This window comes from Ureibacillus suwonensis, assembly GCF_042655065.1.
Taxonomy (GTDB): domain Bacteria; phylum Bacillota; class Bacilli; order Bacillales_A; family Planococcaceae; genus Ureibacillus; species Ureibacillus suwonensis.
This window is the reverse complement of sequence record NZ_JBHSNQ010000127.1, coordinates 1-1,817: the sequence shown is the minus strand read 5'-3', so window position 1 is coordinate 1,817 and position 1,817 is coordinate 1. Positions and strand designations below refer to the sequence as shown.

At 53.9% G+C, this 1,817-nt stretch carries 1 protein-coding gene; it reads left to right on the top strand.

Going from position 1 to position 1,817, the window contains the following annotated elements:
• The first annotated feature begins 175 nt into the window (after positions 1-175).
• Entirely contained in the window at positions 176-1,612 is a 1,437-nt protein-coding gene (locus tag ACFPOH_RS11075) for a DDE-type integrase/transposase/recombinase (RefSeq protein WP_047817981.1), read from the top strand.
• Positions 1,613-1,817 lie beyond the last annotated feature (205 nt).

The following is a 1,817-nucleotide window of genomic DNA, read 5'->3' as shown; positions in this document are numbered from 1 at the left end:
CCTTCATAATCAGCACCCTCCTTAATTCGTTGGTATTGTCAAAAGTTTATCCTCCACACTCACGGTTTTCCCTTGAGTTTCAACGGTTGGAAGAAAAAAAGCTTGCCACCCCCGTTGTTTTCGGCCATCATTGAGGTAACGACACCCAACAGCCAAAACAAAGGAGTGACAAGCTTTGTTACCTCAATTATTAGCCTATTTGCTCGAAATAATCAAGACCCAATATCAAATCATTGTGTATTTGATGGGTGTGATCGTGGGAAAATCCTTGAATCTCGAGGACTTGGACGAACCCATCCAAAAGCCGTACCGGAAACTTCAGGTCGATGACCTTCCGATCATCGATGTGCCGGAAACCCTTGATTACCGGAAGCTGTTGGCAGACTATGAAGCCCAGCACGGACGTCCTTTACGGCCCATCCAGCGCCGCGCGAATGCGAAACACCGTGTTCCGGATTCGTTGACCTGCCCTCGCTGCCAGGCTCCCTCTTCTTACCTGTACGCCAATAACGGCGGAAAAGGGCAATACCAATGCAAAGTGTGCCAGTGCCGGTTCAACCACCGAAATCGGTTCACCAAGCAAGCGGTCTTTCGCTGCCCGCACTGCAAAAAGACGCTGGAAAAAATCAAGGAACGCAAAGAATACAACATCTATAAGTGCAAGAACAACGCTTGCCCGTTTTACCAGGCCAACCTTCGCCGGATGACGAAGAAGGAGCGCCAACAGTTTCAACAGGATCCTCAAGCCTTCAAGGTGCGGTATTTGTTTCGAGAGTTCTTGTTTGACTTTCTCCCGTTGGCTTCCTCGTCGCTCATCAAGCCGAAGGTCGATTTGTCCCGGCTGGCTGCGTCGCCGCACGTGTTGGGGCTCGTGTTGACGTACTACGTCAACTTTGGGATGTCCTCGAGGGAGACCGCCGCCGCCATGAAGGACATCCATGGCGTCTCGATCTCCCATCAGACGGTGCTCAACTACGCCAACAGCGTCGCGCTTTGGATCAAGCCCTTTGTCGACCGGTTCCCGTATGAGCTGTCCGGTTCGTTTTGCGGGGACGAGACGTATATTCGCGTCAAAGGGCGCTGGCATTACCTGTTCTTTATGTTTGACGCCGTCAAAAAGATCGTGCTGTCGTATCGCGTCTCGCCCAACCGGGACACGCTCTCGGCCATCAAGGCCATCGATGATGTCCTCAGGAAGCTAGCGTCCCTCCCAGACGACTTGTCGTTCGTCGTGGATGGCAACCCGATTTATCTGCTGGCGCAACACTTCTTCGCCCAACACGGGATTTCATTTGACGTCCGCCAAGTGATCGGGCTGACCAATGAGGATCCGGTCTCGGAAGAGTTTCGCCCTCTCAAGCAGATCATCGAGCGATTCAACCGGACCTTTAAAGGCAACTACCGCCCGACCCATGGGTTTGGTGCGGAAGAAGGCTCGGTGTCCTTTGTGACGCTGTTTGTGGCGTATTTCAACTTTCTGCGCCCACACAGCGCGCTCGAAGGCCGGGTGCCGGTCGTCATCCCGGAACTGGCGGATCTTCCGCATATGCCGGCCCGGTGGACGAAGCTGATCGCCATGGCACAAGCGTTTCTCCAACAAGAGGCGGCCTGACTTTTTTGTCCTCTGGAGCCCGTTGAACAGAACTCCTGCCGGATTCGGCGAAGCGAACCCTTGACCAACCGAACACCGCCAAAGGTAAAATTCGGTCATGGCAAGGGCGGCTTTCTTATTGCCTTCTTTTTTGTCCCCGTCGCCCTTGACGACTCTTCCGCACCTTTGGCGGGTGTTGGTCAAGGGCGAATCCGGCCCTCCGCAT